This window comes from Rhodococcus sp. NPDC003322 (assembly GCF_053589555.1).
Genome location: NZ_JBSFSC010000002.1, coordinates 1,101,934 through 1,127,202, shown reverse-complemented (window position 1 = coordinate 1,127,202; position 25,269 = coordinate 1,101,934). Strand labels below are relative to the sequence as shown.

Genomic DNA, 25,269 nt, shown 5'->3' with positions numbered 1-25,269 from the left:
CGGTTCACCGCCCGCCGCCGAAGACCCGTTCCCGCAGGTCGCCGAGCGGGGATCCGGGCACGCGGTCGGCGACCCCGCGGTCGGTTCCCTCCACCGTGTACTCGGGCAACCCCGCGACCACGGCGGCGACGTTGTGTCGGCTCGTGCTCCCGGCACTCAAGTAGTCACTGTGTCCGGTTGCACCGGAATATGATTCGCCGTCCACCTCGGCAGCCGCCGTGGAAAGATTGGTGACCCCCGAGAGACGGTTCGGGTCGGTCCCGTAGGCCGCGAGGTCGGCCACCCGGTCACCGTGCGCCTCGGCCACGTAGACGTGCCCCGGGGCCAGGCCGAGATCCGCGACGGTGTCGGTGCCGAGCCCGGGCGAGCCGAGGAACACCGCGTCGTCGACCCCGGTGTCCCCGCGCCGCAGCGCCATCCCGGTGGTCGTCGACCCGTAGGAGTGTCCGACCGCGGTCAGATGCATCGGATCCGCCCGGGAAGCGGCGAGACCGCGGTAGAACGACGCCAGTGCCTGGGCTCCGGCGCGCGCCGCCTTCGCGCCGCCGAGGTCGACGATCGCGTCCCGCACCGATCCCACCGGATCGTCCGGATCGAGTTGCGGTGCACGGTAGTCCATCCAGACGACGGCTGCGACGGTCTCGTCGGCGCGTTCGGCGGCGACGAGCTGGCGCGTGGCGTCACCGCGCAGCCCTTCCATCGACTCGGCATACCTCGCGAGGTCGTCACGCACGGTCGAGTTGACGCCCGGAGTGAACGCGGCGACGTGGTCGGCATTGTCGACGTCCCCGATGGCGACCGCGGCCCGCACCTCCACTCCGCCTCGGTAGACGAGCAGCCGCCGGTCCGGATCGGCGATGGCCCGTGAGACCGCGTCGATCTCGTCGAGCCGGGAGCGGACGGCCCCGATCTCGGCCCGGGCCCAGGAACCGGCCGCGCCGAAGGACTCCCGGTAGCGAGCGGCGGCACGAAGTTCTTCGAGACGCTGTCCGAGGCCGCGCCGGTCGGCGGCGAGCTGGGCCCGGTTCGCGGCGTCACGAGCGGCGGCCGGAATGCCGTCCCGGTTGCCGATCCACCCGGGGTGCGCCGCGATCACCTCGCGGCGCTGCTCCTCGGTCAGGCGCGTCCAGTAGGTCGTGTTCGCTTCGGGCACCGCGTCGCTCGCCGGTGGGGCGGGTTCGGACGCCGGCCCCACCCCGCCCCGTCGCAGTGCGTCCGCGACCGCTCGGTCGGCCTCGTCGACGGCGTCCAACGCCGCCGACAGCCGGGCCTCCTGGATGCGGGCGAGGACGGCGAGCGCGGCACCGACGACCGCGGTGGCCGGCACGGCCGCGAGCCACGGCGCCGCGAGCGCGGTCACCCGTCCGCTGTCGCTCACGCGCAACCCGAACACGTCGGCAGCGTCGCCCGCGACGGCGAGCGCTGTCGAGCGGGCCGCGCCGATGGTGGCCGCGGCCGTTCGCAGCGCGGTCGCGACGTCGTCCAGCGCCGCGGAAAACTCTGTCGCCGAAACGAGTTCGCGTTCCACACGGTCGAGGGCAGCGGCCGCGGCCACACCCGTCCAGTCGGTGTCGTGGGTCCGCACGTGGGCGGCGCGGACGGCGGCGAGATGGTCCCGGCTCACCGCGTCGAGCGCGCCCGCGCAGTCGGTGAGCGCGTCCGGGGTCCAGCCGCGCAGCCGGGTCAGGGTCGGGCGCATCAGCGGTCACCGGCGGCGGGCCGCCAGTCATCGCCGGCGGCGGGCCGCCAATCGCTCGCGGCGGCGGGCCGCCAGTCATCGCCGGCGGCGGGCCGCCGGTGGTCCTCCGCGGCGAGCCGCGCGGCGGTGGCGGCGTCGGTGCCTGCATATCCGGCTGCCGTGCCGGTCGCGGCGGCGGACAGCGCCCGGAGTCGCTGCGCGGTGTCCGCGACCGCATCCGTGAGGGCGGCGGACAGCGGCGCGAGCGCGGCGGCGGTGTCCGATCCCGGCAGCGCCTCCGCGGCCGATCCGACCGGTCTCCCCGGATCACCAGCGGCCACCGCGTCCGCTGCTGCCGCCAGCGCCCGCGCCAGCGCGACCACCGCGTCGGCGTCGACTCGCATCTCCCCGTCCATCCGGTCCCCCTCCGCTCACGTCACCGGCACGCTATCGGCGGGATCGGCGCGGCGGCGGCGCTGCACAGGGGCTTGTCCCCAGGGGAACCGGGCACCGCCGCGTTGCGTCCGCCATTCCCTGGATCGCGGGCGGCCGACGGGTCCACACTGCTTGCATGTTCTCGGTGCCCGACCTGTGGAATTCTCTGCCTCAGCCGCTGCGTGACCCGGTCGCGCTCGCGATCCCGTTCTTCGTGCTGTTCCTGGTGCTGGAGTGGGTCGCGGCCCGCTACCTCGCCGAACCGGAGATCGACGAGGCCGGGCGCACGCACCCACCGAAGGGCGGCTACCAGGGCCGGGACGCGCGGACGAGCATCTCTATGGGGCTGGTGTCGGTCGCCACGAGCGCGGCGTGGAAGGCACTCGCGTTGGTCGGCTACGCGGCGATCTGGGCATACCTCGCGCCGTGGCACCTGCCGCCCGACGCCTGGTACACGTGGGTGATCCTGATCGTGGGCGTCGACCTGCTGTTCTACTGGTATCACCGGATCGCGCACCGGGTGCGGATCGTGTGGGCCACCCACCAGGCGCACCACTCGAGCGAGTACTACAACTTCGCGACCGCGCTGCGGCAGAAGTGGAACGACAGCGGCGAGATCCTGATGTGGCTCCCGTTGCCGCTCCTCGGGATGCCGCCGTGGATGGTGTTCGTCGGGTTCTCGGCGAACCGCGTCTACCAGTTCCTGGTGCACACCGAGCACGTCGACCGGTTGCCGCGGCCGATCGAGTTCGTCTTCAACACACCCTCGCACCACCGGGTCCACCACGGCTGTGACCCGGAGTACCTGGACCGGAATTACGCGGGAATCCTGATCCTCTGGGACCGGATGTTCGGCACCTTCCGGGAGGAGACGCACCGGCCGACGTACGGGCTGACCAAACCCGTCGGCACATACAACATCCTCACCCTGCAGGGCCACGAGTACGCGGCCATCGCCCGGGACGTGCGCGCCGCCGACTCGTGGCGGCACAAGTTCGGCTACGTCTTCGGCCCACCTGGGTGGAAAGGGCGCGCCTCTCACATCCCGCCGGATGCACCGGGCGAAACGATCGTTGCCCGGCAAGGCGGAGGAGAAGCCGATACCGGGGTTGTATCGGCGACGACGACAACGCAGCTGGACGGCGATCGGGCGCCCGGGGCGCCGAAACGGGATGTGGGAGGGGTGCCCTAGCTCTTCTGCAGGCTGACCAGGAAGTCGACGGTGCCGGTGCCGTCGACGGTGACGAACCCGAGCGACGGCGGGGTGACACCGAAGTCGGTCCAGGTGACGGGAATGGCACCGGAGGCGATCAGCTCGTTCCCCGAGCGCAGCACCTCGACGTCGACGCTGACCGGGCGCGAGGTGCCCTTGAGGGTGAGGGTGCCGGTCGCGGGGACGGTGCCTGCGGTGCCGTCGGTGGGCACCGCGGACAGGTCGACCGGACCGTCGAGCGTGAATGTCGCGGTCGGGTACTGCGCGGCATTCATCACGTTGCCGGTGAACTGGCCGTCGCGGCGGGCGCTGTCGGTCTTGACGGACGCGACCTGCACGACGACCTCGGCGGCGGTGAGCTTGGCGGACTCGACGGTCGCCGAGCCGGAGACGTCGCCGGTGGTGCCGACGACGGTGACGCTGGCGCCGTTGAGGATCTCGTGGACGGTGTAGCCGGCGGCGGTCTTGTTGGGCTCTGTGCCTGCTACCACGGTCCACTGACCGTTGACGTCACCCTCGGCCGTCTGTGCGCCTTCCGTGGACACCGACGCGGCCGGGGCGTCGTCCTCCGCGATCCAGTTCCCGTACACCCACGGTCCTGCGACGAGCGCGAGGAGCGCGACGACGACGATTCCACCGAGAATCCACCAGCGCTTGGTCATGACGGCCAGAATAGTTGAGCTTTCAAGGTCGTGGGGGCGTCACGATGCGCGCGGAGCCCGAGGGGCAACCGGTGAGCGAGGTGTCAGCAGTTGTCGAACTTCCACTGCCCGTCCACGTATGTCCACGTCATCGGCGCCTTGCTGCCCTTGCCGTCGAACGAGGTCGCGACCACGGTGGCCGACTCCCCGTCCATGGTGATGGCGACTTCCTGCGCCCCGGAGAAGTCGCGGCCGGCGTATGCCGTCGCCGCGGCCGTGGCGTACTCCTCTCGGCCGAACTTCTCCTGGCACCGCGCGGACAGGTTGTCGTAGTCCGCGGACCAGTCGGCCTTCTGCAGGTTCGCGTACTGGGCGTCGACCGCGGCCCGCAGGCCGTCCTCGGTGGCGCCGGAGGAGGAAGACGAGTCGTCCGACGAGCAGCCGGCGAGCGCCAGCACCGCTGCACCGGCGAGGGGAATCACGATCGAAGCCTTGTTCACGGCCACATCGTTACCAGATCGAGGCCACCGGCATCGGCGGGTTCGGCGAATCGCATTCACTCTGTGGACCCCGGCGACGTGCCCGGGCCCGGGCCACCGACCGCGGTGTCGAGCAACCGGATCGGGACCCCCGCCGCGAGCAGATCGGTCGCGGTCGGTCCGAACATCGAGCGAAACGCGTCGCTGAAATGCGACGGGGACGCAAATCCCGCATCCATCGAGGCGCCCGTCAGGTCCGTTGCCTTCGCCGGCGAACCCGCGACGCGGACCATTCGGGCCCACATCCGGCATCGGCGGAAGCTCGTGCCGGTCTCCGCCGCGAAGAGTCGCAGGAAGTGCGTCGTCGACAGCCGCGCGCCGGGTCCGCGAGCCGTCGACACCGGCCTGGACAGGCCTGCCGGGGCATGAAAAAGCTCCCCACCTGCGTACACAGGTGGGGAGCTTTGGCGGTGGCGGAGGGATTTGAACCCTCGGACGGGGGTTACCCGTCACACGCTTTCGAGGCGTGCTCCTTAGGCCGCTCGGACACGCCACCGCTGGTGACTTTACCCGACTCGACCGCACGGCACTAAATCCGCAGGTCAACCGGCACCGGCCGACCCGGGCCCGTCAGCGCCGCGGCGCGTACTCGACGACCTCGACCCCGGAGGCGAACGCACGGGTGTCGACCACGTCGAACACGACGGGGAGGTACGCGACCCCGTCGAACAGCGGAATACCGGCCCCGAAGAGCACCGGATGGCGCTTGACGATCAGCCGGTCGATCTCGCCGGCGAGCCGGCCGGCCAGTTTGCCGCCGCCGCACAGCCAGATGCCCGCGCCGTCCGTGCGCTTCAGTTCACGCACGAGCTCCACCGGATCGGCATCGGTCACCTCCAGGTTCTCGGCGTCGGCGGTGTTGCTGCGCGAGAACACGATCTGCCGCAGATGGCGGTACGGGCTGGTCACGCCGTCGGGCAGCCCGGCGGCGTAGGTGTTCCACCCCATGAGCACGGTGTCGAACCCGGTACGCGGCTGAGCGATGCCGAGATGCTCGGCGCCGTCGGTGGGGAGTGCGTCGGCGAAGCGCGCGAGGTCGGCCATGTGGTCGCCCTCGAGGACGAACGCATCGAACTGACCTTCGGGACCGGCGATGTAACCGTCGAGGCTGGCGGCGACGTAGTACACGAGTTCACGCATTCCAACTCCAATCACTACAACTGTCGTGAATGCCAATGTACAACAGGTGTCGTGGTTCGGCTAGCATGTTTTCCATGGCGCGCAACGACGAGCGTCGGCAGTCACTCGCCGACGCAGGCCTGACGGTCCTGGCGAATCAGGGCGCTCGGGGGCTGACCCACCGGGCGGTCGATCGTGAGGCGGGCGTGCCCCTGGGCACGGCATCGAACTACTTCCGCAGCCGGGACGAGCTCATCGCCGGACTGGTGGAACGCATCGGTGAGCGCCTGACACCCGACGCGGACGTCCTCGCCGCCCTCGCGGACAGGGAGCCGAGCCGCGAACTGTTCGCCGACTACCTGCGCGACATCGTGCGCCGGCTGACCGAGAACCGGGAGGTGACCATGGCGCTCTTCGAACTGCGACTCGAGAGCACGAGGCGCCCGGAAGTCGCGGCGATGATGTCGGAGTGGGGACGATCGGGCTTCGAAGCGGACGTCGCATTCAACACCGCGGCCGGCCTGCCCGGCGGCGCCCGCGAGATCGCGCTGTTCCACTACGCCGTCGACGGGCTCCTCCTGGACCGGCTCACCACACCGCTGATGCCCGACACCTCGACCGACGAGATCGTCGACGCGCTCGTCGCGGGCCTCCTCCCGCACTGAGCCCGGCACCCGCCGACGAGCACGTCGCCGTCAGCGGTGGGTGCGGAAGAAGTCGTCGAGCAGCGTCACGCACTCGGCCTCGAGGACGCCGCCGCGCACCTGTGGGCGGTGGGTGAGCCGGCGGTCGCGGACCACGTCCCACAACGACCCGACTGCCCCGGTCTTCGGTTCCCACGCCCCGAACACGACCCTCGACACCCGCGCCAGCACCAGCGCGCCTGCGCACATCGTGCACGGCTCCAGCGTCACCGCGAGGGTGGCACCCTCGAGCCGCCAGCCGTCCCCGTGCACCTTCGCGGCCTGCCGCAACGCCAGGATCTCCGCGTGCGCGGTCGGGTCGCCGGACGCCTCCCTGGCGTTCGCCGCCCGCGCGAGCTCGATCCCGTCGGCGTCGAACACGACCGCCCCGACCGGGACGTCCGCGTCCCCGGCAGCGGCGGCGGCCTCGATCGCGGCACGCACCATCGCCTCGTCGCGCGCGAGCGGCGACTGCGACAGCGTCACTACCGCGGCGCGGCGTCGAGTACCGCGGTCAGCTCCGTGCCGAAGCCGAGCCGCTGCGCGATCATCGTCAGCTGCTCGTCCGGGTACAGGTCCGTCTCCGCGAGGATCACACCGAGTACCGGTTCCGGCAGACCGAGGTCGGAGAGGACGCCCAGGTCGCCCTCCTCCCACGGCTCGATGTCGTCGAGGTCGTCGGGGTCGATGTCGGGGGCCTCGATGTTCAGCGCCTCGAGCACGTCGGCGGCGATGTCGTAGTCGAGGGCCATGGTCGCGTCGGACAGCAGCAGCCGCGTCCCGGTCGGTGCGGGACGCAGGATGACGAAGAACTCCTCGTCGACGTCCAGCAGGCCGAACACCGCGCCGGACGCGCGCATCTCGAGCAGCTCCTTCTCGGCCTGATCGAGGCTGGTCAGTGCGGCCGAGGTCAGGGCCGTGCACTTCCATTTCCCGTCGTCGAGCACCACTGCCACACCGAAGCCTTCGAGGTCTTCGAACCGGTCCGAGGGGGCGTTGTTCCCCGCGCGCTGTGCAGCCATGCGGCAACCGTAGTCCGCGCGCGGCCCCTACATGAAGTCCGACGGGGAAATGTGCCAACCTATCCGGGTGTCTGCTGAATCTGCTGATCGTCCGGTGTGTGTGCTCGGCCTCGGATTGATCGGCGGATCACTCGTGCGGGCGGCGGCCGCGGCGGGCCGCACCGTGTGGGGCTGGAACCGGTCGGCCGACCCGGTCGAGGGCGCCCGCGCGGACGGCTACGACGCCGACACCGACCTGCAGACCGTGTTGACCCGGGCCCGCGACACCGGCGCCATCCTGGTGGTCGCGGTGCCCGAACCGGCGCTCGACGCCGTCCTGACGCAGGTCGCGGCGCACGCCCCCGACTGCATACTCACCGACGTGGTCAGCGTGAAGGGCTCGGTCCTCGACGCCGTCCGACGGCACGGCCTGGCCGCGAACTTCGTCGGTGGGCACCCGATGGCAGGCACCGCGCAGTCCGGATGGTCGGCCGGGGACGTCGACCTGTTCCGCGGCGCGGTGTGGGTGGTCGCCGCCGAGGACGACACCGACCCGGCCGCCTGGACTTCGGTCGCGCGGCTGGCCCTCGACTGCGGGTCCGTGGTGGTGCCCGCCGGGGCCGCCGAGCACGACTCGGCGGTCGCGCGGATCTCCCACCTGCCGCACCTGCTGGCCGAGGCGCTCGCCGTCACCGCGGCGTCCGGCGGCGACCTGGCGCTGGCGCTGGCGGCCGGCTCCTACCGGGACGGCACCCGCGTCGCCGGCACCGCCCCGAGGCTGGTGCGGGCGATGTGCGAGGCGAACGCGCAGGCGTTGACGGTCGCGTTGGACGAGGCCCTGGCGCTGCTGACCGACGCCCGCCGCGCCCTGGCCGACTCGGGCAGCACCGAGGCGCTGGTCGAGGCGGGGTACCGGGCACGGAGGCGGCACGACGACCTCGACCGCTGGGACATCACCGACATCGAGATCGGCGGCCCGGGCTGGGCCGAGGCCCTGAGGGACGCCGGCAGGCGAGGCGGAGCGCTGCGCACCCTGTGAGCGAATTTCACCCTCACCGGGGTGAGATCACGCACGGACGTGAAGCGCTCAAATCCGCTCGGCGAGCCCCGGGTAGTCGAGGATGAAGCCGTCCGCGTCGACGGTCACCGACGAGCTCGACACCGGCGACAGCACGTGGATGCCGTCGGGACCCGAGCTGTAGGTCAGGTCCGCAGGCCGCACGCTCAGGTCGGGTAGGTACACGTAGACCACCGGAACCTGGATGTCCTCGGAGTCGTGCTGCATCCCGAACCGGCGGATCGGCAGCGTGTTGAAGAACGGGCTGAGCACCACGTCCACGTCGAGGGCGCCGCCGAACGCGGACCGGTGATGGTTGGTGCCGTCCTCGACCATCCAGTACCCCTCGGCGTCCCGGCTGATCGACACGTGCCGTTCCCCGGCTGCCAGGCTGGCCCGCAGCGACAGGCGTCGGGTCACCCCGGCCTCGTCGGTGACGAGGTCGTAGGAGGCGCTGAACGCGGGGTGATCGGCGCACTGCCCGCCGATGATCCGGCCGGACGCCTTGATCCGGTTGCCCACCAACTGCACTCGCACCGACTCCATCCGAGGCGCGTTGTGTGCCCGCCACGTGAGAACCGCGGGCCAGACGGTGTCGGCGCCCTGAGCTGCATTGGTCACCTGTCTACGGTAAGCGACGTCGACCCGATCAGCAGCGGAGGCACCGATCCGCGTCCAGCGCGTCGTCCTCGGAGCGGTCGAGCACGCGTCGGCGGCGGACGGGAGCGACATTGTGAACCACCCGCGCCGTCCACGGTCGGGAACCGCGAAACCGACGTGGCCGATAACACATTGGTCACAGAATGGGATTGATCGGATGACAGCCCCAGGAGGTTTTCGATGGCCGACAATCAGGAGATCTGGTCCGCCGAGGCTCGCCTCGTCCTGATCGAAGTGGCCGGCACCTACCAGCGCACCCTCACCTACCAGGAACTCGCCGACACCATCCAGGAGCGGTCCGGCGTCCGGACCCGGAACCTGCTGCAGAACTGGATCGGGAAGACCCTCAGCCGGGTCGGCGGGGACTGCGCCGACCGCGGTGAACCGTTGCTGTCCTCACTGTGTGTGAGTGTCAACGGCACCGTCGGCGAGGGTTACGCGAAGGCGGTGCGTGCCACCTACGGGATCGACCCCCACGATCTCGAACTGCACGCCGCCGAGGAACGCCTGCGGTGCTACCGCCACTTCGCCGCGATCGACCTGCCCGCCGACGGCGGCGTCGCGACACTGGCACCGAGCGTGGTGCTGGCACGGGCGAAGGCCCAGAAGCGGGACCGCAGCCGCCGCCGCGAGCTGGTCAGCACCTGCGGTGAGTGCTTCCAGGTGCAGTCGCTGACCGGAACCTGCGGCTGCAGCTGGTGACCGAACGGGCGGTCGCCACGGTCGTCGAGCACCATCCGACGCAACCCCGGCGAACCGGACATTCGCGCTGGTAGCCGCGCACTTGTAGTCTTCGCGGCGTGACGACACGTCGGACGGCCTTCGCGCGGATGCGCGGCGGCTTCGCCGGCTCCGTGTCCGGCACCGTCGCCGTCGCCGCCCACGCGATGGGCGGTGGGGCTGCCCCCTCCGAAAGCGCCGTGGTGTTGCTGGTGCTGGCGTGCGCCGCCGTCGGCGCGCTGGTGTCCGCGGCCCGCGTGCGCACCCACGAACTGCCCTTCCTCGCCGCCGCACTGACGGTCGGTCAGGTCGTCGGCCACGCCGCGTTGACGGTCGGCGCCGGCGCCCATCACGGCACCCAGTTCACCCCCGCGATGCTGACCGCGCACGCGGTCGCCGTGTCCGTGTCGGCGGTCCTGATCCGCGGCGGGGGACGCGGCTGCGCCCGCGCCGTCGCCTCCCTGCGCGCGATCCTCCCGGCACCGTTCGCCACCGTCCCTGTCGATGTGCCGCGGACGCCGTCCGCCCAGCCCTACCGGCCAACCCTCGAACGCTGGCTGCTCGTCGGTGCCCGCCTCGGCACCCGCGGGCCACCTCTCCCCGCCTGACCACACGAAACCCGCCGCCGCGGAACCGATCCGGGACGGCGCCCTTTCGCGTGCCCTTCTTCTCCACCGGGACTGCGACATCGACGCGCGCGGTCACGCAGCGCATCGCGCCCGCGTCCCGGTGGCATCCGACAACGCCCGGCGCAGCCGACCTCCCGTGTCGTCCGCCGCCGCGGTGTTCCCGCTCGCCGCGTCCCGGCGACCGCTCCGGCCTGCGCCCGCGCGGATCAGCCGATGCGACGAGCCGACCCGAATCGAGACACCTCATGTCCGCACCCGACATCGAGCGGGCCACCCGCGCCCCCTCCCCCGACACCGCGCCGCCCGGCCGGCGGCGCACGCTGCGGCCGCTGATGATGCGCCTGCACTTCTACGCGGGGATCCTCGTCGCACCGTTCATCCTGGTCGCCGCCGTGAGCGGCGCCCTCTATGCCGTCGCACCCACCCTCGAGCAGGTCGTCTACCGCGATTACCTGCACGTCGAGTCCACCGGCCCGGCCCGCCCGGTGGCCGAGCAGATCCGCGCGGCCGAACGGGTGCGTCCCGACCTGACCGTCGCAGCCGTCCGCCCGGCCCCGGAACCGGGCGACACCACCCGCGTCCTGTTCACCGACCCCTCGCTCGGCGAATCCGAGCGGCTGTCGGTGTTCGTCGACCCGGCGACGGCGCAGCCGATCGGCGAGCTCGTGGTGTACGGCAGCAGCAGCGCGCTGCCGATGCGCACCTGGATCTCGCAGCTGCACCGGCATCTGCACCTGGGTGAGCCGGGCCGGATCTACAGCGAACTCGCCTCGTCATGGATGTGGGTGATCGCCCTCGGCGGCGTGTACCTGTGGTGGGACCGCTACCGCAAGGCCCGTGCCCGCGACGGCGCGTCTGCACGACTGCTCACCGTGGACCGCTCGGCGACGGGACGCGGTCGCACGCTGGGCTGGCATGGGGCCGTGGGTGTCTGGATCGCAGTGGGTCTGGTGTTCCTGTCGGCGACGGGGCTGACGTGGTCGAAGTACGCCGGTGAGAACGTCTCGGAGCTGCGCTCGGCGCTGAGCTGGACCACCCCGGCCCTCGACAAGACCCTCGGCGCCGCACCGACCGGTACCGGCGGTGGCCACGACGGCCACGACGGGGCACCCCACGCGCCTGCGGACACCTCGATTGCGGGCACGAACGTCGACCGGGTCGACTCCGTCCTGACCGTCGCCCGCGAGAACGGCGTCGAGGGCGCCGTCGAGGCCTCGATCCCCGCGGACGCGACGACCGCGTTCACCGTCGCCGAGACGCGGCAGCCATGGGTGTTCGCCACAGATTCGATCGCCGTCGACGGCGCCACCGGGCAGGTCACCGACCTGCTGCGGTTCGCGTCGTGGCCGCTGGCCGCGAAGCTGACGTCGTGGGGCATCCAGCTGCACATGGGTCTGCAGTTCGGGCTGCTCAACCAGCTCGCACTGGCCGCGCTCGCGGTCGCGCTGGTGACGGTGATCGTGCGCGGCTACATCCTGTGGTGGCGTCGCCGCCCGACCCGCGGCTCGGATTGGGCGGTCGGAAGGCCCCCGGTGCGCGGCGCGCTCCGGCAGGTGCATCCGGCCGTCGCGGTCGGCGTGGCGGTCGCGGCGGTCGCGGTCGGGTGGTTCGTCCCGCTGCTCGGGCTGAGCCTGCTCGGGTTCCTTCTGGTCGACACCGCGGTCGGGCTGGCCAAGCGCGCCCGCGCCTGACGTAAGCCCCGAACGGGCGGTTGCCAGCTCGGCACTCGGTCGAGTGCCACCCCCGGCAACCGCCCGTTCGGCAGCGACGTCCGATGCCCGGATACGCGACATCCCCGCCACCTGGTGGTGACGGGGATGTCGGTTGTGCGCCCGAAGGGATTCGAACCCCTAACCTTCTGATCCGTAGTCAGATGCTCTATCCGTTGAGCTACGGGCGCAGGTCTTCAGTTGTGTCGGTCCGTGAACCGACGGTGCCAGCAAGCTGACATGGCGGAAGCGAGAGGATTTGAACCTCCGGTCCCCTGTAAGGAGGACAACTCATTAGCAGTGAGTCCCATTCGGCCGCTCTGGCACGCTTCCTAGGCTCAGGTCCTTTCGAACCGCCGGGACGAAAGATTACACAGGGTCCGCTCGATTCTGCAAAACGGCTGGTCACCCCCGCGTTATCGCAGGTTGCTGTCGAACCAGCCGAGGATCCGCTGGTGCGCGTCGAGGATCGGATCGCCCTCCTCGACATCGGGCGTCAGGCGTGGCGGCTCGTCCGCTCGATGCGCGAGGCCCGGGTAGCTGACCACGTTCGTCGCGACCGGGGCCTTCGCGACGGCGTCCCGCAGCGCCTCCACCTGTTCGGGCGGGGTCTGCGGGTCGTCCTCCCCGTACAGCCCGAGCCAGGGCGCCTGCAGTTCGCGGGCCGCGTCGACGAGTGCGGGCACGTCCGCACCGAGCCGCGCGACGATGCCGCGGGCGGCGACGCTGACCGCGGCGCCGATCGGGCGGTTGGTGGCGACCAGCAGCGCCGCGGTGCCCGCGTCGTCGAACCCGAGCACCCCGACGCAGTCCGGGTACACCCCGCGCGCGACGAGCCAGTCGAACGTGGCGTCGAAGTCGGCGAACAGCGCGTCGCCGAAGACCTCTACGTCGCTGTGCGCCGGCTCGCGGTGGAACAGGTCCGGTGCGACGACCAGCCAGCCCTCGCCTGCGAGCAGCCGCATCAGGTCGAGCAGAGCATCGGACAGTGCGCGGGACTCGTACAGGACGACGACTCCGCCGCGCGCGGGTCCGTCCGGGGCGACGGCCGTCAAGGGCACTCGCTCGGGAGCATCGTCGCGCTGCTCCCCGCCGGCACGGAGGACCGCGCCGTCCGTGAAGATTCCCGACATACGTCCACCTTGGCACGCGGCGGGCGACCGCGCCCCCACCAGTTTTCCGGGCCGCGCATAATTGGACCCCGTGACCGCACGCATCCGCCCCGACCTGGCCGATTTCCCCGCTTACGTGCCCGGGCGCAGCTTCCCCGGCGCCATCAAGCTGGCGAGCAACGAGATCACCTCCGGCCCGCTGCCGTCGGTGGCGGCGGCGATCGCCGAGGCGGCCGCGGGCGCGAACCGCTACCCGGACAACACCAATGCCGTGCTGCGGGAGGCGCTGGGCGCGGCGCTCGGCGTCGGCGCGGATCGGGTCGCCATCGGCTGCGGGTCGGTGAGCCTGTGCCAGGAGTTGGTGCAGATCGCGGCCGGCCCCGGCGACGAGGTGATCTTCCCGTGGCGCTCGTTCGAGGCCTACCCGGTGGTGACGAAGGTCGCCGGCGCCACCCCGGTGCCGGTGCCGCTGACCGCCGATCACGCGCACGACCTGGACGCGATGGCGGCCGCGGTCACCGACCGCACCCGGCTGATCTTCGTCTGCAACCCGAACAACCCGACCGGCCGGACGCTGAGCGCCGCCGAGATCACCGCGTTCCTCGACAAGGTCCCCGCGCACGTGCTGGTGGCGCTCGACGAGGCGTACTTCGAGTACGTGCGTCCCGGCGACGACGCGGGCACGCCGATCGCGGACGGTGTCGCCCTCGCCGAGGGGCGATCGAATGTCGTTGTGCTGCGGACGTTCTCCAAGGCGTACGGCCTGGCGGGCCTGCGGGTCGGCTACGCGGTCGCGGATCCGGCGATCGTTGCCGCACTGGGCAAGGTGCACACCCCGTTCGCGGTCAGCGTCGTCGCTCAGGCCGCGGCGGTCGCGTCCCTGTCCGCGTCCGCCGAGCTGCTCGCCCGCACCGACGCCGTCGCCGCCGAACGGACCCGGGTGCGCGAGGCGCTGCTCGCCGCCGGCTACGAGGTGCCCGAGTCGAACGGCAACTTCGTGTGGCTGCCGCTCGGCGAGGCGGCCGCCGCGTACGGCGAGGCCAGCGCCGAAGCGGGTGTCCTGGTGCGCCCCTACGGCGTGGACGGGGTGCGGGTCACGATCGGCGACCCGGACGAGAACGACGCGTTCCTCAAGTTCGCGACCGGCACCGGCCGCGACCTCGTGCAGTCCTGACGGCGGCTCAGACCCGCAGCGCGCGGGCCAGCGTGGGCCACGCGTCGTGCAGGTCCTGCTGCCAGTACGGCCACGAATGCGTGCCGGTGTCCCGGTAGCGGAAGGTCGCGGGGATACCGAGGTCGCGTAGTCGGGTGTCGAACAGACGGGTGCACTGCAGCGCCGCCGCCTCGAGTGCGGCGCCCAGGGTCATCGCGCTGAGGCCGTCGACGGTCGTCGGATCGTCCAGCAGGCCCACGGCACCGTTGCCGGTGGAGACGTAGATCTGCTTACCGCGCAACGCTTCCGCATTCCGCATCGGATCGTTCGCCGCCCACGCCGGGTCGCCGTCCGGGCCCCACATGTTGTCGGCGTCGCCGCCCTTCCACGCGACGGTGGCCCGCACCGACAGCCGGGAGTTCGACTGCCCGTTGTCCGCGCAGCCGCTGAACGCGGCCACCCCCGCGAACCGGTCGGGGTGCCGGGTGGCCAGGTTCAGGGCGGCGTGCGCGCCCATTGACAACCCGGCGATCGCGTTGACGCCGTTGCCGGCGAACCGGGAGTCGACGATCGGCGGCAACTCCTGCGTCAGGAACGTCTCCCACTCGTCGACGCCGAGTGTCGGATCGGGCCGCAACCAGTCGGTGTAGTAGCTGCCGGTCCCGCCGACCGGCAGCACCACGTTGACGGGCTTGTCGGCGAAGAAGTCGACGGCGTCGGTCCGCTGCGTCCAGGTACTTTCCCGGTAGTTCGACTCCTCGCCACCACCGGCACCGTCGAGGAGGTAGAGGGTCGGCCGTGGACCGGTACCCGGCGGCGGAAGCAGCACCTGGACCTGCACGGTCTCGCGCATCGACGGCGAGTGCACGAAGACGGCGGCGCGACGGTCGGTGAGCATCGTGACGTGGTCGACGGCCGCGGCCTCCCGCAGGGACGGCCCACGGGGTCCGGCCCCGGCCGAGGGAGTGATCAGGCCGCACAGGACCACGGACAGAGCCAAGGTCGCGAGTAGCTTCATGAGCCCACCTCGTGCGGCACCCCGCCGGGTTGCGGACGGACCGCTGCGGGCCACGGTAACGGATGTGCCGGGGGCCCGCAGTGCGAGACGAATCCCGTTGCCCCATATCGTTGTCGGACGGTCGACCAGAACAGGCACCCGCGTACGAAGATCGTTACCACGCGAAACTTCCCAGTTCAGAACGCCGTTCGGCAGGAACGTCCACCGATGCGGAGTTAGGATTGTCGCGCCGATCCCTCCATCAACCGAGGTGCATCATGCGAATTCGTCCTCGCTTCCGGTCCGCGGGCGTCGCCCTCGCCGCCTGCGCGACCCTCGCACTCGGCAGCGCCTGCGCCTCCGATCCCGCCGAGGCCGCGACCGGCGACACCCTCAACGGCCCGGTCGTGAACGTCGGCAACGGAAGCGCGCACTCGTACGTCACCGTCGGCGCTGACGGCACCCCGGCCGCGACCGGGATTCGGATGACGCCGGCCGCACTGGACGGGCTAACCACGGCCGCCGACGTGCCGATGCAGACCTTCCAGCTAGCACTGCCGCAGGGCGCCCCGGCCACGGTGTTCGACCACCTCACCCTCGACTGGAACCCGCACGGGCACGAACCCGCCGGGGTGTTCACCAAGCCGCACTTCGACATGCACTTCTACATGATCGACGCGGCGGCGGTCGGCGAGATCACGCCCATGCGAGTCGATTTCGTTCCTCGTGCCTCGAATATTCCACCGGCGCAGTACATGCCGACCGGATACATGGCCCCACCCGGGATACCGGCCATGAACACGGTGCCCGACATGGGGCTGCACTGGTTCGACAGCGCAGCGGGAATCGCGCCCGGATTCGATTTCCGCCAGGTGCTGATCGCCGGATCCTGGGACGGGGCCTACACGTTCCTCGAGCCGATGATGACCCGCGAGTGGATGCTCACGAAGCAGAGCGTCGACGAGCAGGTCAAGCAACCCGCGGCATACGCGAAGTCCGGCTGGTACCCGACCACCTACTCGGTGCGCTTCGACGAACCCGCGAACGAGTACGTCATCGAGCTCGGCGGGATGACGATGCGGCAGGCGTCGTGAAGGATTACGAACGCTTTTGAAACCAAATAGTTCTGGCGCGCTCCCCAACCCGGCACGGGCCACACGAGCGAGTCCGCACCCGCATCTACTGACGCAGCAGGACGATAACGGTGCCGTCATTCGCTTTCCGGACGGCGATGACGGGACTACAGTCGACCCAACTCGTCTCGTTCAACTCGTCTCTTCGTCCGCAAGGTGGGGATCGCGATGAAGTCGATTACGAAGATGTCGGCAACGGCCTTGGTCGCCGGAGCACTGTTCGTCGGAGCGGGTACCGCGTACGCGGATCCGGCACCGCCTCCGCCGCCGCTCACGAAGCAACAGGCCCTCGACAACATGCTCGCCGAACTGGGGCTGGGCTGGGCGCAGGGCGGCGCCGCGGGTACCGCGATCGGCGCGGCGATCGGCCTCGGCATCGGCTGCATATCGATGTTCCCGGGCAGCCTCGCCGGCTGCATGATCGGTGCCCCGACCGGTGCAGCCATCGGCGCCATCATCGGCATCGGCAACGGGAACCCGAAGGCCCAGCAGGCCATCGAGACGTACATCAACACACCGGGCTAGCAGCCGGGCTGGCGTCGGGCTGGCGTCGGGCTGGCGTCGGGCCGCCTATCCGGCGAGGTCGTCCGGTCCGATCGGATCCTCGGCCCAGGCTTCCGCGCTCATCGCGGTACCCGAGCGCAGCCACCGGACGGCAAGTCCGGCGGCGACGATCACGGCGGTTGCTGCCACCAATCGCGTCATGGGCGCGAGCCTTTCACACGAGCGACGCGGGACGGTACTCGCCGTACACGCCGCGGTCGTCGCCGGCGAGGTACTGCTCGTGCTGGATCTGCGCGCGAGCAGCGAGCGCCGACGCCTGGGCGAGTTCGCTGCTGAGTCGGTCGCGGCGGCGCGCGAGGGCGGCGCTGCCGAGCTTGTAGGAGCCCCAGCCGACCACGCCCAGCACGATGGCACCGAGGATCAGCATCCACAGGCTCAGCACCAACACCAGAACGATCGCGGCGCCGATCCAGCCGCCCGGTACCTTGCGCATGTCCGCCTCCTGACAGTTCGGGTACCAGTGTCGCAGCGGCCACCGACAGCCCTCCGCGGTCGCGCGGGGCACTCCGGCCGCGGCCTTCCCGGGTCGGCCACCACCCGAGGCCAACGAAAAGGCCCCGACCTGGCGGTGCCGGGTCGGGGCTCTTGGCGGAAGCGGAGGGATTTGAACCCCCGTTGGTTTTACCCAAGCTCGCTTTCAAGGCGAGTGCATTCGGCCGCTCTGCCACGCTTCCGTGGCGAATCCTAGCCGCCGGGGGCGGTGTGGGACGAACCGGCGCGCGTCTCAGGCGTCGGGACGGGCGTCGAGCGCGGCGTCGACCTTGTCGAACACCGTCGCCACGCCGACGAGTTCGTCGGCGTCGAGCAGGTCGATCAGGTAGCTGCGGACCCCGCGCACGTGCGTCGGTGCCGCCTCGGCCAGCTTCGCCCGCCCGGCGTCGGTGATCAGGGCGAGGACGCCGCGGCCGTCCTCGACGCAGGTGCTGCGGGTGACCAGGTTCTCCGACTCCATCCGCCGCACCTGGTGGGTCAACCGGCTGCGGGAGGACAGCACCCCGTCCGCCAGCTCGCTCATCCGCACGGACCCGTCCGGCGACTCGGAGAGCATGACCAGAATCCGGTAGTCGGCGAGGGAGATGTCGTGCCGGGACTGCAGTTCCCGGTTGAGCACCTCCATCAGGCGCTGACTGCCGTCGATGAATCCGCGCCACGCCCGCATCTCCACGGCGTCGAGCCACCGGGGGGACGCGTCCTCCGCGTCTGCGATCTCTACTGCCACCCGGCCAGTCTAGTGACCGATCCGCCGATCAGTCGCCGCTCAGGATTGACGTGTCCAGTTCCGCGACCGACGCGAAGCCGGCCAGGCCGAGGGTGACGTCGAGGTCGGCGAGGAGCATCCGCAGCGCGTGCCGGACGCCGTCCGCACCGGCGATTCCCAGCCCGTACACCCACGGCCGCCCGTACAGCACCGCGTCCGCGCCGAGGGCGAGGGCCTTGATGACGTCGGCGCCGCTGCGGATCCCGGAGTCGAGCAGCACCGTCGCCCGCTCCCCCACCGCCGCCGCGACCGGGCCGAGCGCGTCGAGCGCACCGATCGCGCCGTCCACCTGGCGGCCGCCGTGGTTGCTCACCACCGCACCGGACGCACCGGCGTCGACGACCGCGCGGGCGTCGTCGGGGTGCACGACGCCCTTGACCACGACCGGTAGGTCCGTCCACTCCCGCAGGCGCGCAATGTCGTTCGCGCGGATCGCGTGGTTGCCGAACATCGACACCCAGGTCAGCACCGCCATCTGCATGGCCTCGGCGCTCTCCTCCGGCGGACTGGCCAGCCGGGACCGGAACACCGGATCGGAGAGATAGTTCGCGATCCCCTTCGCTTTCAGGAACGGCAGGTGACCGAGTTCGAGATCGCGTGGCCGCCAGCCCATTCCGGGAGTGTCCGCGGTGACCACGATGGCCTTCGCACCGGCGGTGGTGGCGCGCCGGACCAACGATTCGGCGACCCCGTCGTCCGACGGCCAGTACAGCTGATACCACCAGGTGTCCCCGGACACCTGCGCAACGGTCTCGATCGGGGTGGACGCCGCGGTCGAGAGCACAGACCCGACACCGAGTTCCGCCGCCACCGCCCCGACCGCGGCCTCCGCGGCCGGGTGCACGAGTTCGAGCACCCCGACCGGCGCGGTCAGCACCGGCGCGGCCAGCTTGGTCCCCAGTACCTCGACGCTCAGGTCCCGGGCGTCCGCCGCGGCGGTGCCGCGCAGCATCCGCGGCACGATCCGGTGCTTGTCGAACGCCGCCAGATTCGCCGCCGCGGTGCGTTCGGTGGACGCGCTGCCTGCGATGTAGCCGAACGCCTCCGGCGACAGCCGCTGCCGGGCCAGCTCCTCGAGACCGGCCGCCGTCATCGGCAGTTCGGGCACCGCCCCGCCGAGCCCGGCGAAGTAGATCTCGTTCTGCATGTTGCCGAAGTAGGTCACCGCGTGACCGTAGCGTCCGAAACGCCCCGCCGGGCCGGGACTGCAGTTGCTTGCGCGGGAACAACCGATAGCGTCGAGCCATGCATGCGATCACCGTCACCAGTCCCGGCGGCCCCGAGGCCCTGCAGTGGGCGGAGGTTCCGGACCCGGCACCCGGTCCGGGCCAGGTTCTCCTGGACGTCGCCGCCACCGCCGTCAACCGCGCCGACGTGCTGCAGCGACGCGGCCTGTATCCGCCGCCGCCCGGCGCCAGCGACATCCTCGGCCTCGAATGCTCCGGCACCGTCGCCGCGGTCGGCAACGGTGTGCGCGACTGGCAGGTCGGCGACCGGGTGTGCGCGCTGCTCGCCGGCGGCGGCTACGCGGAGAAGGTCGTGGTCCCGGCGGGCCAGCTGCTGCCGGTGCCGGACGGCCTGGACCTCGTGGCCGCGGCGTCGCTGCCCGAGGTCGCGTGCACGGTGTGGTCGAACCTGGTGATGATCGGCGGGATGCACGCGGGACAGCTGGTGCTCATCCACGGCGGCGGCGGCGGCATCGGCACCCACGCGATCCAGGTCGCGGTGGCACTCGGCGCCACGGTCGCCGTCACCGCCGGTTCCGAGCACAAGCTCGCCGCCTGCCGCGACCTCGGCGCGACGCTCACCGTCAACTACCGCGAGGACGACTTCGTCGCCGCGGTCCGTGACACCCCGCAGCGCGGCGCCGACCTGATCCTCGACAACATGGGCGCCAAGTACCTGGACCGCAACGTCGACGCGCTCGCCAAGGACGGACAGCTCTGCGTGATCGGCATGCAGGGCGGCGCGGTCGGGGAGCTGAACCTGGGCAAGCTGATCGCCAAGCGGGGCCGGGTCTTCGCGACCGGCCTGCGGGGCCGTCCCGAGACCGGCCGCTCCAGCAAGGCGGAGATCGTCACCGAGGTGACGCGGAAACTGTGGCCGCTGGTCGCGGACGGCACCGTCCGTCCGGTCGTGCACGCGGAGCTGCCGATCACCGAGGCCGCCACCGCCCACGAGATGCTCGACTCCGCCGACACCGTCGGCAAGGTCGTCCTCACCCTCGCCTGACCTGACCCTGCCCACCGATCCCCGATTCACCAGGCCTCCGGTTCCGTAATGTCACATCGGCTGGCGTCAAGTGAGCCGATGTGACATTACGGAACTTTGGGGTGGGGGCGCGGTCAGCCGAGCGAGGCGACGGCGCGGACGAGCTGGTCGATCTCGTAGCGGGTGGTGTAGGGGGCCAGGCCGATCGTCACGGCGCCGCCCTCCTCGTTGACGCCGAGGGAGTCGAGCAGGCGGCTGCCCTTGCCGCCGACGACCGTGCCGATGCGGCGCTCGGCGAAGTGCACGGCGACCTTCTCGGCGGGCACCCCGGCGACGGTGAAGCTGATCGTCGGGACCCGGCTGTACGAGGTGCCGATCAACGTCACCTGCGGCAGCCGGCGCAGCGACGCGAGGAGCCGCTCGAACAGCCGGTCGTGGTAGTCCTGCAGCGAACTGATCGACGTCTCGAGCCGCTCCCGGCGGGATCCGGTCGCGGACTCGTCGAGGTTCGCGAGGTAGTCGATGGACGCCGTCAGCCCCGCCAGCAGCGCGTACTGGTGGCCGCCGAGTTCGAGGCGGCTCGGGCCGGTGGCGTGCGGGTTCAGCGAGATCGACGGGATCCGGTCGATCAGCCCCGGGTCGCGGAACACCAGCGCACCGATCTGCGGGCCACCCCAGCTGGGTCCGCTGACCGCGAGCACGTCCGCGCCGAGTTCGTGGATGTCGACGTGCGCGTACGGGGCGGCGGCGACGGCGTCGCACACCATCAACCCGCCCATCTCGTGGATCCGGTCCGACGCGACCCGGACGTCGGGCGCGGAGCCGACGATCGGCGACGCGGCGGTCAACGCGACCAGCCGGGTGGTCGGCCCGATGAGTTCGGCGAACTGCCAGCTCGGCAGGTCGCAGGTGTCGATCTCGACCTCCGCCCACCGGACCTGCGCGCCGTAGCGGTTCGCCACTCGCAGCCAGGGCGCGACGTTGGCCTCCTCGTCGAGCCGCGACAGCACCACGCCGGTGCCGAGCCCGAGCCGCGAACTGAGCGCCTCCGCCAGCCACGCGAGCAGCGTCGCCCGGTCCGGTCCGAGGACGACACCGGCGGGGTCACCACCGACGAGGTCCGCGACCGCTTCGCGGGCGGCCTCGAGGATCTCGGCGGCGCGGCGGGCACCGACATGCCTGCCGACCTGCGAGGAGGCCGATCCACGGAACGCGGTCGACACGGCGGTCGACACGGAATCGGGGTGCAACATTCCGGACTGCGGATCGAGATGGATCCATCCGTCCCCGAGTGACGGGATCAGTCCCCGCACCCGGGCGACGTCGTAAGCCATGCCCGACAGCCTAAGACCTGTTTTCATCGCGATGCGATCGGGATGACGGATTGCACACCCCGGCAGCCGATCTGAAATGCCGCGGCACGGCGGGTCACGTGGGGTCTTAGCGGATCGCCGCTGGAACCGACAAGATGGAGTCATGACGCAACCGGAGAATGAACACGTCGTCGTGATCGGACCCGACGGTCAACCCGTGGCCCTGACGTCGACCGGCCCGGCGCCGGACCCGACCGCCGCGGCCTCGGACAACGGCAGCGGCGAACCGGGCAGTGGCGACGAGCAGGGCGGCGAGTCCCTCGCCGACATGGTCGAGCAGCCGGCGAAGGTCATGCGGATCGGCACCATGATCAAGCAACTCCTCGAGGAGGTGCGCGCGGCTCCGCTCGACGACGCCAGCCGCAACCGGCTCAAGGAGATCCACAAGTCGTCCATCCGCGAGCTCGAGCAGGGTCTCGCGCCGGAACTGCGCGAGGAGCTGGAACGGCTGGCACTGCCGTTCACCGACGACAACGTGCCGTCCGACGCCGAGCTGCGGATCGCGCAGGCCCAGCTGGTGGGCTGGCTGGAGGGCTTGTTCCACGGCATCCAGACGGCGCTGTTCGCCCAGCAGATGGCGGCGCGGGCGCAGCTCGAGCAGATGCGGCAGGGCGCGCTGCCGCCCGGTCTCGGTGGCGCCGCTCACGTCCAGCCGGGCCAGCAGGCGCAGCCGGGCACGGGCCAGTACCTGTAGGCGCTGCGCGCCTGTGCGCGCTTTCGGTAGCCAGGACCACCAGAAGCGCGCACAGGTGGCGGAGCCGCCACGGGTAGGCTCGGACCTCGTGTCAGCATCCGCCCTCGAATCCGAGACCGCCGCGAACGCCTCGCCACCGGCCTCCGACTCGCAGACCTTCCGCCGCGGGGTCAAGGACCTCCGCGACGGGTTCGCACAGCGTGAGCTGTGGCTCAGCCTGGGTTGGCAGGACATCAAGCAGCGTTACCGGCGGTCGGTGATCGGTCCGTTCTGGATCACCATCGCCACCGGCGTGCAGGCCACCGCGATCGGCATCCTGTACGCGGCGCTGCTCGACATGCCGCTCGACGAGTTCCTGCCGTACGTCACGGTCGGCCTGATCGTGTGGAACCTCATCAACGCCTCGATCATCGAGGGGTCGGAGGTGTTCATCGCGAACGAGGGCCTGATCAAACAGTTGCCCTCGGCGCTGAGCGTGCACATCTACCGCCTGGTGTGGCGACAGCTGCTGTTCTTCGCGCACAACCTGGTGATCTACGTGATCATGGTGGTCGCCTTCGGGGTGTGGCGAGATCTGAGCTGGGCGTCGCTGTCGGCGATCCCCGCGCTCGCGCTGCTCGTGCTCAACGCGTTGTGGGTGTCGATCGTGTTCGGCATCTTCTCCACCCGCTACCGGGACATCGCGCCGATCCTCTCGTCGCTGACCCTGCTGTTGTTCGTGCTGACGCCGATCATGTGGACGACGCAGAGCCTCGAGGCACAGGGCGGCGCGGTCCGCGACCGCGCGAAGATCGCCGAACTCAACCCGCTGTTCCACTACCTCGACATCGTGCGCGCACCGATGATCGGGCAGCCGCAGGAGCTGTACCACTGGTACATCGTGCTGGGGATCACCGTCGTCGGCTGGGCCCTCGCCCTGCTGGCGCTGCGCAAGTACCGGGCCCGCGTGCCCTACTGGGTCTAGGGGGTCCATCGTGAGCAAGGTCAGCATCGACACCCACAACGCGTGCGTCGACTTCCCGATCTTCGACGCGAAGTCCCGGTCGCTGAAGAAGGCGTTCCTCGGCAAGGCCGGCGGCGCGATCGGCCGCACCGACTCCGACGTCGTCGTCGTCGAGGCGCTCAACGACATCACCATGTCGCTGAAGGAGGGCGACCGGGTCGGACTGGTCGGCCACAACGGCGCCGGCAAGTCGACGCTGCTGCGGCTGCTGTCCGGCATCTACGAGCCGACCCGCGGCAGCGCCCACATCCGCGGCCGCGTCGCGCCCGTCTTCGACCTCGGCGTCGGTATGGACCCGGAGATCTCCGGCTACGAGAACATCATCATTCGCGGCCTGTTCCTCGGGCAGACGCGCAAGCAGATGCTCGCGAAGATGGACGAGATCGCCGACTTCACCGAACTCGGCGAGTACCTGAACATGCCGCTGCGCACGTACTCGACGGGCATGCGGGTGCGGGTCGCGATGGGCGTCGTCACCTCGATCGACCCGGAGATCCTGCTGCTCGACGAGGGCATCGGCGCCGTCGACGCCGAGTTCATGAAGAAGGCGCGCGTCCGGCTGCAGGCGCTGGTCGAACGCTCCGGCATCCTGGTGTTCGCGAGCCACTCCAACGAGTTCCTCGCGCAGCTGTGCAACAGCGCGATGTGGGTCGACCACGGCCGGATCCGCATGCAGGGCGGCATCGAGGAGGTCGTGCGCTCCTACGAGGGCGACGACGCCGCCGACCACGTCCGGCACGTGATCACCGAGATGGAACGCGAACAGGCCGGGCACCCGCAGTGAGTGAACTGATCGTCGGCGTGGTGGTCACGCACCGCCGACGCGAGCTCCTCGCCGAGTCCCTGGCGGTCCTCGCCGCCCAGTCCCGGCCGCTGGACCACCTGGTGGTCGTCGACAACGCCGACGAGGACGCGGTGCGCGAGCTGGTCGAGTCGACGCCGATCCCCACCACCTACCTCGGGTCGAAGCACAACCTCGGCGGCGCCGGCGGCTTCGCCCTCGGCATGCTGTACGCGCTCTCGCTCGGCGCGGACCGTGTCTGGCTCGCCGACGACGACGGCCGCCCCGACGGACCGGACGTCCTCGCCACCCTGCTCGACTGCGCGACCCGGCACGGACTGGCCGAGGTGTCGCCGGTGGTCTGCGACATCGACGACCCCGACCGGCTGGCGTTCCCGCTGCGCCGCGGCGTCGAGTGGCGCCGCCGCCGCAGCGAACTCGGCGACGAGGAGTTCCTGCCGGGGATCGCGTCCCTGTTCAACGGCGCCCTGTTCACCGCCGCCGCGATCGACGCGGTCGGGGTGCCGGACCTGCGGCTGTTCGTCCGCGGTGACGAGGTCGAGGTGCACCGCCGTCTGGTCCGGTCGGGGCTGCCGTTCGGGACGTGCCTGCGGACCGCGTACGTGCACCCGAACGGCGCGGACGAGTTCAAGCCGATCCTCGGCGGCCGGATGCACACCCAGTACCCGGACAACGAGACGAAGCGGTTCTTCACCTACCGCAACCGCGGCTACGTGATGTCGCAGCCCGGCATGCGCAAGCTGCTGCCGCAGGAGTACGCCCGCTTCGGCTGGTACTTCCTCGTCCAGCAACGCGACGTCCGCGGGTTCCGGGAGTGGATGCGCCTGCGCGGGCTGGGCCGCCGGGAGAGGTTCGAGCGTCCCTGACGCCTCCGCGCGGGAAACG

The 25,269-nt window shown here is 71.0% G+C and carries 29 protein-coding genes, 4 tRNA genes and 1 pseudogene; 14 read left to right on the top strand and 20 right to left on the bottom strand.

The features are described 5' to 3' along the window. Positions 1–4: 4 nt before the first annotated feature. Positions 5–1,699, bottom strand: coding sequence for an alpha/beta hydrolase (locus ACWDUM_RS11570; protein ID WP_450134072.1), 1,695 nt, complete (start codon positions 1,697–1,699; stop codon positions 5–7). Beyond that, positions 1,699–2,082, bottom strand: a complete 384-nt coding sequence (locus tag ACWDUM_RS11565) for a hypothetical protein (protein WP_450134071.1) — start codon at positions 2,080–2,082, stop codon at positions 1,699–1,701. Before ACWDUM_RS11565 ends, ACWDUM_RS11570 begins: the two co-directional genes overlap by 1 nt. Before the next feature lie 167 nt (positions 2,083–2,249). On the opposite strand from ACWDUM_RS11565, the pseudogene ACWDUM_RS11560 reads away from it, so the two are divergent. Further along, positions 2,250–3,137: pseudogene (locus tag ACWDUM_RS11560) on the top strand (sterol desaturase family protein); the annotation flags it as partial. 164 nt (positions 3,138–3,301) lie between these two features. Here the strand turns inward: ACWDUM_RS11560 and ACWDUM_RS11555 are convergent. From ACWDUM_RS11555 to ACWDUM_RS11535, 5 genes are all read right to left on the bottom strand, one after another. Then, complete coding sequence (locus ACWDUM_RS11555) at positions 3,302–3,988, bottom strand: YceI family protein (RefSeq protein WP_450134070.1); 687 nt, start codon at positions 3,986–3,988, stop codon at positions 3,302–3,304. Between the two features lie 83 nt (positions 3,989–4,071). Beyond that, complete coding sequence (locus ACWDUM_RS11550; protein WP_450115583.1) at positions 4,072–4,467, bottom strand: hypothetical protein; 396 nt, start codon at positions 4,465–4,467, stop codon at positions 4,072–4,074. 56 nt (positions 4,468–4,523) lie between these two features. Further along, on the bottom strand, positions 4,524–4,847 hold the full coding sequence (locus tag ACWDUM_RS11545; protein WP_450134069.1) for a helix-turn-helix domain-containing protein: 324 nt from the start codon (positions 4,845–4,847) through the stop codon (positions 4,524–4,526). 64 nt (positions 4,848–4,911) lie between these two features. After that, a tRNA-Ser gene (locus tag ACWDUM_RS11540) sits at positions 4,912–5,002 on the bottom strand. Between the two features lie 74 nt (positions 5,003–5,076). After that, positions 5,077–5,646: a dihydrofolate reductase family protein gene (locus tag ACWDUM_RS11535; RefSeq protein WP_450134068.1), complete on the bottom strand. Its 570-nt coding sequence runs from the start codon at positions 5,644–5,646 to the stop codon at positions 5,077–5,079. A gap of 74 nt (positions 5,647–5,720) precedes the next feature. Here ACWDUM_RS11535 and ACWDUM_RS11530 point away from each other — a divergent pair, with 74 nt between their 5' ends. Then, positions 5,721–6,290: a TetR/AcrR family transcriptional regulator gene (locus ACWDUM_RS11530; RefSeq protein ID WP_450134067.1), complete on the top strand. Its 570-nt coding sequence runs from the start codon at positions 5,721–5,723 to the stop codon at positions 6,288–6,290. A 30-nt stretch (positions 6,291–6,320) separates the two neighbouring features. Here the strand turns inward: ACWDUM_RS11530 and ACWDUM_RS11525 are convergent, their stop codons facing one another. Then, a complete protein-coding gene (locus ACWDUM_RS11525; RefSeq protein WP_450134203.1) occupies positions 6,321–6,755 on the bottom strand; it encodes a nucleoside deaminase in 435 nt (144 codons plus the stop codon). Positions 6,756–6,793: 38 nt separating this feature from the next. Next, positions 6,794–7,330, bottom strand: a complete 537-nt coding sequence (locus tag ACWDUM_RS11520) for a tRNA adenosine deaminase-associated protein (protein ID WP_450134066.1) — start codon at positions 7,328–7,330, stop codon at positions 6,794–6,796. 49 nt (positions 7,331–7,379) lie between these two features. Here ACWDUM_RS11520 and ACWDUM_RS11515 point away from each other — a divergent pair, with 49 nt between their 5' ends. Continuing rightward, positions 7,380–8,348, top strand: coding sequence for a prephenate dehydrogenase (locus tag ACWDUM_RS11515; protein ID WP_450134065.1), 969 nt, complete (start codon positions 7,380–7,382; stop codon positions 8,346–8,348). Between the two features lie 48 nt (positions 8,349–8,396). Here ACWDUM_RS11515 and ACWDUM_RS11510 read toward each other — a convergent pair whose 3' ends face one another. After that, complete coding sequence (locus tag ACWDUM_RS11510) at positions 8,397–8,987, bottom strand: putative glycolipid-binding domain-containing protein (RefSeq protein WP_450115589.1); 591 nt, start codon at positions 8,985–8,987, stop codon at positions 8,397–8,399. A 219-nt stretch (positions 8,988–9,206) separates the two neighbouring features. On the opposite strand from ACWDUM_RS11510, the gene ACWDUM_RS11505 reads away from it, so the two are divergent. The 3 genes from ACWDUM_RS11505 (at position 9,207) to ACWDUM_RS11495 (ending at position 12,066) form a co-directional block, all read left to right on the top strand. After that, the gene (locus tag ACWDUM_RS11505) at positions 9,207–9,728 is read left to right on the top strand and encodes a hypothetical protein (protein ID WP_450115590.1); all 522 of its coding nucleotides are present in this window, start codon (positions 9,207–9,209) and stop codon (positions 9,726–9,728) included. 98 nt (positions 9,729–9,826) lie between these two features. After that, a complete protein-coding gene (locus ACWDUM_RS11500) occupies positions 9,827–10,354 on the top strand; it encodes a hypothetical protein (protein ID WP_450134064.1) in 528 nt (175 codons plus the stop codon). Between the two features lie 266 nt (positions 10,355–10,620). Continuing rightward, on the top strand, positions 10,621–12,066 hold the full coding sequence (locus ACWDUM_RS11495; protein ID WP_450134063.1) for a PepSY-associated TM helix domain-containing protein: 1,446 nt from the start codon (positions 10,621–10,623) through the stop codon (positions 12,064–12,066). A 136-nt stretch (positions 12,067–12,202) separates the two neighbouring features. Here ACWDUM_RS11495 and ACWDUM_RS11490 read toward each other — a convergent pair. The 3 genes from ACWDUM_RS11490 to ACWDUM_RS11480 form a co-directional block, all read right to left on the bottom strand. Then, positions 12,203–12,275 (bottom strand) — tRNA-Arg (locus ACWDUM_RS11490). A 50-nt stretch (positions 12,276–12,325) separates the two neighbouring features. After that, positions 12,326–12,417, bottom strand: a tRNA-Ser gene (locus tag ACWDUM_RS11485). Positions 12,418–12,500: 83 nt separating this feature from the next. After that, the gene (locus tag ACWDUM_RS11480) at positions 12,501–13,217 is read right to left on the bottom strand and encodes a dienelactone hydrolase family protein (RefSeq protein WP_450115593.1); all 717 of its coding nucleotides are present in this window, start codon (positions 13,215–13,217) and stop codon (positions 12,501–12,503) included. A 70-nt stretch (positions 13,218–13,287) separates the two neighbouring features. On the opposite strand from ACWDUM_RS11480, the gene hisC reads away from it, so the two are divergent. After that, on the top strand, positions 13,288–14,370 hold the full coding sequence (gene hisC, locus ACWDUM_RS11475; protein ID WP_450134062.1) for a histidinol-phosphate transaminase: 1,083 nt from the start codon (positions 13,288–13,290) through the stop codon (positions 14,368–14,370). Between the two features lie 7 nt (positions 14,371–14,377). Here hisC and ACWDUM_RS11470 read toward each other — a convergent pair whose 3' ends face one another. Beyond that, positions 14,378–15,367 (bottom strand): alpha/beta hydrolase, encoded by a 990-nt coding sequence (locus tag ACWDUM_RS11470; RefSeq protein ID WP_450134061.1) that lies wholly within the window; start codon positions 15,365–15,367, stop codon positions 14,378–14,380. 257 nt (positions 15,368–15,624) lie between these two features. On the opposite strand from ACWDUM_RS11470, the gene ACWDUM_RS11465 reads away from it, so the two are divergent. Both ACWDUM_RS11465 and ACWDUM_RS11460 read left to right on the top strand, forming a co-directional pair. Continuing rightward, positions 15,625–16,440, top strand: a complete 816-nt coding sequence (locus tag ACWDUM_RS11465) for a DUF5602 domain-containing protein (RefSeq protein ID WP_450134060.1) — start codon at positions 15,625–15,627, stop codon at positions 16,438–16,440. A gap of 207 nt (positions 16,441–16,647) precedes the next feature. Further along, positions 16,648–17,004, top strand: coding sequence for a hypothetical protein (locus ACWDUM_RS11460; protein ID WP_450134059.1), 357 nt, complete (start codon positions 16,648–16,650; stop codon positions 17,002–17,004). 45 nt (positions 17,005–17,049) lie between these two features. On the opposite strand, the gene ACWDUM_RS11455 is transcribed toward ACWDUM_RS11460, so the two are convergent. From ACWDUM_RS11455 to ACWDUM_RS11435, 5 genes are all read right to left on the bottom strand, one after another. Next, complete coding sequence (locus tag ACWDUM_RS11455; RefSeq protein ID WP_450134058.1) at positions 17,050–17,184, bottom strand: hypothetical protein; 135 nt, start codon at positions 17,182–17,184, stop codon at positions 17,050–17,052. A gap of 13 nt (positions 17,185–17,197) precedes the next feature. Continuing rightward, positions 17,198–17,476 carry a hypothetical protein gene (locus tag ACWDUM_RS11450; RefSeq protein WP_450134057.1) on the bottom strand — a complete coding sequence of 93 codons (279 nt, stop codon included), beginning with the start codon at positions 17,474–17,476 and terminating at the stop codon, positions 17,198–17,200. A 153-nt stretch (positions 17,477–17,629) separates the two neighbouring features. After that, positions 17,630–17,717 (bottom strand) — tRNA-Ser (locus ACWDUM_RS11445). Between the two features lie 50 nt (positions 17,718–17,767). Then, positions 17,768–18,202: a MarR family winged helix-turn-helix transcriptional regulator gene (locus ACWDUM_RS11440; RefSeq protein WP_450115627.1), complete on the bottom strand. Its 435-nt coding sequence runs from the start codon at positions 18,200–18,202 to the stop codon at positions 17,768–17,770. A gap of 88 nt (positions 18,203–18,290) precedes the next feature. After that, positions 18,291–19,448: an alpha-hydroxy-acid oxidizing protein gene (locus tag ACWDUM_RS11435; RefSeq protein ID WP_450134202.1), complete on the bottom strand. Its 1,158-nt coding sequence runs from the start codon at positions 19,446–19,448 to the stop codon at positions 18,291–18,293. Positions 19,449–19,546: 98 nt separating this feature from the next. Here ACWDUM_RS11435 and ACWDUM_RS11430 point away from each other — a divergent pair, with 98 nt between their 5' ends. Beyond that, positions 19,547–20,533: an NAD(P)H-quinone oxidoreductase gene (locus ACWDUM_RS11430; protein ID WP_450134056.1), complete on the top strand. Its 987-nt coding sequence runs from the start codon at positions 19,547–19,549 to the stop codon at positions 20,531–20,533. Between the two features lie 113 nt (positions 20,534–20,646). Here the strand turns inward: ACWDUM_RS11430 and ACWDUM_RS11425 are convergent, their stop codons facing one another. Next, entirely contained in the window at positions 20,647–21,846 is a 1,200-nt protein-coding gene (locus ACWDUM_RS11425; protein ID WP_450115601.1) for a cysteine desulfurase-like protein, read from the bottom strand. A 142-nt stretch (positions 21,847–21,988) separates the two neighbouring features. Between ACWDUM_RS11425 and ACWDUM_RS11420 the strand changes: the two genes are divergently transcribed. The 4 genes from ACWDUM_RS11420 to glfT1 all read left to right on the top strand — a co-directional run bounded on the left by ACWDUM_RS11420 (position 21,989) and on the right by glfT1 (position 25,250). Then, positions 21,989–22,579 carry a bacterial proteasome activator family protein gene (locus tag ACWDUM_RS11420; RefSeq protein ID WP_450134055.1) on the top strand — a complete coding sequence of 197 codons (591 nt, stop codon included), beginning with the start codon at positions 21,989–21,991 and terminating at the stop codon, positions 22,577–22,579. Positions 22,580–22,667: 88 nt separating this feature from the next. Then, positions 22,668–23,543 (top strand): galactan export ABC transporter permease subunit Wzm/RfbD, encoded by an 876-nt coding sequence (gene wzm / locus ACWDUM_RS11415; RefSeq protein ID WP_450134054.1) that lies wholly within the window; start codon positions 22,668–22,670, stop codon positions 23,541–23,543. A gap of 7 nt (positions 23,544–23,550) precedes the next feature. Then, complete coding sequence (gene wzt / locus ACWDUM_RS11410) at positions 23,551–24,366, top strand: galactan export ABC transporter ATP-binding subunit Wzt/RfbE (RefSeq protein WP_450134201.1); 816 nt, start codon at positions 23,551–23,553, stop codon at positions 24,364–24,366. Then, positions 24,363–25,250, top strand: coding sequence for a galactofuranosyltransferase GlfT1 (gene glfT1 / locus ACWDUM_RS11405; RefSeq protein WP_450134053.1), 888 nt, complete (start codon positions 24,363–24,365; stop codon positions 25,248–25,250). Before wzt ends, glfT1 begins: the two co-directional genes overlap by 4 nt. Positions 25,251–25,269: the final 19 nt, after the last annotated feature.

Bases quoted from the DNA above. Each gene is read 5' to 3' on its own strand.
- ACWDUM_RS11535 (WP_450134068.1), bottom strand. From the start codon at position 5,646: ATGCGTGAACTCGTGTACTACGTCGCCGCCAGCCTCGACGGTTACATC.
- ACWDUM_RS11440 (WP_450115627.1), bottom strand. From the start codon at position 18,202: ATGCGGGCGTGGCGCGGATTCATCGACGGCAGTCAGCGCCTGATGGAG.
- ACWDUM_RS11470 (WP_450134061.1), bottom strand. From the start codon at position 15,367: ATGAAGCTACTCGCGACCTTGGCTCTGTCCGTGGTCCTGTGCGGCCTG.
- ACWDUM_RS11435 (WP_450134202.1), bottom strand. From the start codon at position 19,448: ATGCAGAACGAGATCTACTTCGCCGGGCTCGGCGGGGCGGTGCCCGAA.
- ACWDUM_RS11570 (WP_450134072.1), bottom strand. From the start codon at position 1,699: ATGCGCCCGACCCTGACCCGGCTGCGCGGCTGGACCCCGGACGCGCTC.
- ACWDUM_RS11520 (WP_450134066.1), bottom strand. From the start codon at position 7,330: ATGGCTGCACAGCGCGCGGGGAACAACGCCCCCTCGGACCGGTTCGAA.
- ACWDUM_RS11565 (WP_450134071.1), bottom strand. From the start codon at position 2,082: ATGCGAGTCGACGCCGACGCGGTGGTCGCGCTGGCGCGGGCGCTGGCG.
- ACWDUM_RS11450 (WP_450134057.1), bottom strand. From the start codon at position 17,476: ATGCGCAAGGTACCGGGCGGCTGGATCGGCGCCGCGATCGTTCTGGTG.
- ACWDUM_RS11515 (WP_450134065.1), top strand. From the start codon at position 7,380: ATGTGCCAACCTATCCGGGTGTCTGCTGAATCTGCTGATCGTCCGGTG.
- ACWDUM_RS11505 (WP_450115590.1), top strand. From the start codon at position 9,207: ATGGCCGACAATCAGGAGATCTGGTCCGCCGAGGCTCGCCTCGTCCTG.
- ACWDUM_RS11420 (WP_450134055.1), top strand. From the start codon at position 21,989: ATGACGCAACCGGAGAATGAACACGTCGTCGTGATCGGACCCGACGGT.
- ACWDUM_RS11480 (WP_450115593.1), bottom strand. From the start codon at position 13,217: ATGTCGGGAATCTTCACGGACGGCGCGGTCCTCCGTGCCGGCGGGGAG.
- ACWDUM_RS11465 (WP_450134060.1), top strand. From the start codon at position 15,625: ATGCGAATTCGTCCTCGCTTCCGGTCCGCGGGCGTCGCCCTCGCCGCC.
- ACWDUM_RS11525 (WP_450134203.1), bottom strand. From the start codon at position 6,755: ATGGTGCGTGCCGCGATCGAGGCCGCCGCCGCTGCCGGGGACGCGGAC.
- ACWDUM_RS11460 (WP_450134059.1), top strand. From the start codon at position 16,648: ATGAAGTCGATTACGAAGATGTCGGCAACGGCCTTGGTCGCCGGAGCA.
- ACWDUM_RS11430 (WP_450134056.1), top strand. From the start codon at position 19,547: ATGCATGCGATCACCGTCACCAGTCCCGGCGGCCCCGAGGCCCTGCAG.
- ACWDUM_RS11425 (WP_450115601.1), bottom strand. From the start codon at position 21,846: ATGGCTTACGACGTCGCCCGGGTGCGGGGACTGATCCCGTCACTCGGG.
- ACWDUM_RS11530 (WP_450134067.1), top strand. From the start codon at position 5,721: ATGGCGCGCAACGACGAGCGTCGGCAGTCACTCGCCGACGCAGGCCTG.
- ACWDUM_RS11455 (WP_450134058.1), bottom strand. From the start codon at position 17,184: ATGACGCGATTGGTGGCAGCAACCGCCGTGATCGTCGCCGCCGGACTT.
- ACWDUM_RS11495 (WP_450134063.1), top strand. From the start codon at position 10,621: ATGTCCGCACCCGACATCGAGCGGGCCACCCGCGCCCCCTCCCCCGAC.
- ACWDUM_RS11555 (WP_450134070.1), bottom strand. From the start codon at position 3,988: ATGACCAAGCGCTGGTGGATTCTCGGTGGAATCGTCGTCGTCGCGCTC.